This is a genomic window from Streptomyces sp. NPDC007162 (genome assembly GCF_040634175.1).
Lineage (GTDB): Bacteria > Actinomycetota > Actinomycetes > Streptomycetales > Streptomycetaceae > Streptomyces.
The window spans coordinates 1-2405 of sequence record NZ_JBEYFC010000864.1 but is presented as its reverse complement, the minus strand read 5'-3'; the positions used below and the strand labels follow the sequence as shown (position 1 = coordinate 2405).

The 2405-nt window shown below is 69.8% G+C and carries 4 protein-coding genes; 3 read left to right on the top strand and 1 reads right to left on the bottom strand.

The annotated features are described in order from the left end of the window. From ABZ646_RS45085 to ABZ646_RS45075, 3 genes are all read left to right on the top strand, one after another. On the top strand, positions 1-627 hold a 627-nt coding region (locus ABZ646_RS45085), incomplete at its 5' end, for a PP2C family protein-serine/threonine phosphatase (protein WP_360533156.1). Positions 628-635: 8 nt separating this feature from the next. After that, a complete protein-coding gene (locus ABZ646_RS45080) occupies positions 636-1163 on the top strand; it encodes a hypothetical protein (RefSeq protein ID WP_360533153.1) in 528 nt (175 codons plus the stop codon). A 51-nt stretch (positions 1164-1214) separates the two neighbouring features. After that, positions 1215-1673, top strand: coding sequence for a TIGR03618 family F420-dependent PPOX class oxidoreductase (locus tag ABZ646_RS45075; RefSeq protein ID WP_360533150.1), 459 nt, complete (start codon positions 1215-1217; stop codon positions 1671-1673). On the opposite strand, the gene ABZ646_RS45070 is transcribed toward ABZ646_RS45075, so the two are convergent. Continuing rightward, on the bottom strand, positions 1670-2314 hold the full coding sequence (locus tag ABZ646_RS45070; protein WP_360533147.1) for an IS5 family transposase: 645 nt from the start codon (positions 2312-2314) through the stop codon (positions 1670-1672). The two genes, ABZ646_RS45075 and ABZ646_RS45070, sit on opposite strands and share 4 nt — an antisense overlap. Between the last annotated feature and the right edge of the window lie 91 nt (positions 2315-2405).

The following is a 2405-nucleotide window of genomic DNA, read 5'->3' as shown; positions in this document are numbered from 1 at the left end:
CGCTACCAGCCGGCGGGCGCGACCGTCGAGGTGGGCGGCGACTGGTTCGACGTGATCCCGCTGGAGGGCGGCCGCACGGCGCTCGTGGTGGGGGACGTGATGGGCAGCGGCATCAACGCGGCCGCGACCATGGGCCGGCTGCGCACCGCGACCACCACCCTGGCCTCGCTCGGCCTGGATCCGGCGGTGCTCCTGGAGCAGCTGGACAAGACCACCTCGGGCCTGGACCACTCCATCGCGACCTGCGTGTACGCCGTGCACGACCCGCGGCGGCGGCAGGTCCGCATCGCCAACGCCGGGCATCTGCCCCCGGTCCGGGTCCGCCCCGGCCGGCCGCCGGAACTGCTGGACCTGCCCACCGGGGTCCCGCTGGGCGTGGGCGGGATCCCCTTCGCCGCCACCACCGTGGACTTCGAGCCCGGCGACGAGCTGGTGCTCTACACCGACGGTCTGGTGGAGACCCGCAGCCATTCGCTGGACGAGCGGCTGGACGCGCTGCTGGCCCTGCTGGACGATCCCGGGCGGCCGCTGGAGGACGCCTGCGACCTGCTGCTGCGGGAGCTGCACCACCCGGACAACCACGACGACGTGGCGCTCCTCATCGCGCGGGCGCAGGAACTGCCGTAGTCGTTGCCGTGGCCTTCGTCGTGGGGGCACTGGCCCTCGGCGGCACGGCGGCGTCCGCCGCAGGCTCCGGCACCTCGCCCGCGGCCGCCGGCACACCGGCACCGTCCCCGTCGGCGCCGGACGGGCACGGTCCCGGACACGGCTGGTTCGGCATGGCCGTGATGGGCGTGCACGCCGAGTCGACCGTCAAGGACCCGGACGCCGGCAGGTACGTGGTGCGGGTCTGGCAGCGGGGCACCGTCGAGACGGTGGCGGGCGACCAGGTGACGGTGAAGAGCGAGGACGGCACGTCCTGGACGTGGAGCGTCGGCTCGGACGTCAAGGTGCGCGGGAACGACAGCTCGCTCAAGAAGGGCACGACGGCGTTCCTGGTGGGCACCCGCGGGAACGACGGCAAGCTGACCGCTTCGGCCGCGTTCTCGGGCGACTTCGTCAGTGGGCGCCCGGGCGGCATGCGCGACCACGGCGGCCCCTGGCAGCGTCCCGGCGACCGCTCACCCTCACCGAACCCCCCGGGAAGCGGCGCGACGACCTAGTGCCGCGGCACCCCACGAAATTGTTGGGCGGCTGGGGATGTTGGTCGCGTCATGACTCAAGGACCAGCGCCTCGCCCACTGTCCGACGAAGCTCTCTCCAATCTGCTCGGCAAGCAGCAGTTCGGCACGCTCGCCACTGTCAAGCGCAGTGGCCATCCGCACCTGACCACCATGCTGTACAGCTGGGACTCCGTGGCCCGCATCGTGCGGTTCTCAACGACGGTCGACCGCACCAAGGTCGGACACCTGCGACGCGATCCGCGTGCCTCACTGCATGTGCAGGGCGGCGACGTGTGGTCGTTCGCCGTCGCCGAAGGCGAGGCCGAGGTCTCGGAGATCACGAGGGTTCCTGGCGATGCGATTGGTCGGGAACTGCTCGGAATGATCCCGCAGGCCGCGAAGCCGGAGAATGAAGACGCGTTTCTGGAGCAGTTGGTTGCCGAGCGCCGAGTGGTCATCCGGTTGAAGGTGGACCGGATGTACGGAACAGCACTCGACATCAACGGCTAGGACGAATCGGGTCGGTGCTGGTCATAGCCACTCGTTGATGCCTGCGCAGGTAGGCGCGGTTCGCGCGCGAGCCGTAGACCCGGTCGGCACGAACCTTGTCCGGCCGGGAGCGTGGTCGGCCCGGCCCGATTCGGGGCATGCGGATGGCGTCCAGGACCGGTGAACTGGGGGCTGTCGTGCCGCTGGCCGACGGTGACGAGCAGGGACAACGGTTTCTGTCCCTGCTCGACCGCCAGGTGCAGCTTGGTGGTCAGTCCGCCGCGTGAGCGTCCGAGGCCGTGGTCGTCGGGCTCTACATCGACGCCGCCGGGAGGCTCCTTCTGCAGATCCCCTGCGATCGTGGAGTCCACGCTCACATCCCAGGTGATCAGGTCCTTCGCGTCGGCTTCGGCCTGCAGTTGCTCCAGGATGCGCTTCCAGGTGCCGTTGCGCTGCCAGCGCCGGAACAGGTCGTAGACCCGGTCCCGCGGTCCATACCGCTCGGGCACGTCCCGCCATGGTGCCCCGGTCCTGGTCCGCCACCTTATGCCGTCGAGCAGCCGCCGACGCGTCCAGGTCCGCGGACGGCCCGGCTTCTTACCGACAGGCAACAAGGGTTCCAAGCGGGCCCACTGGCCGTTCGTCAGCTCACCACGCCCCACAGACGGTGATCATCTACGAACTTGATCCACTTTCGCGACAGGCCCTAGTCTTCTGAGTCAGGAATTCTGTTCAGATGTATAGGCTTGCTCC

Excerpts from the sequence above, each read along its gene's own strand:
- ABZ646_RS45075 (WP_360533150.1), top strand. The coding sequence starts at position 1,215 with ATGACTCAAGGACCAGCGCCTCGCCCACTGTCCGACGAAGCTCTCTCC.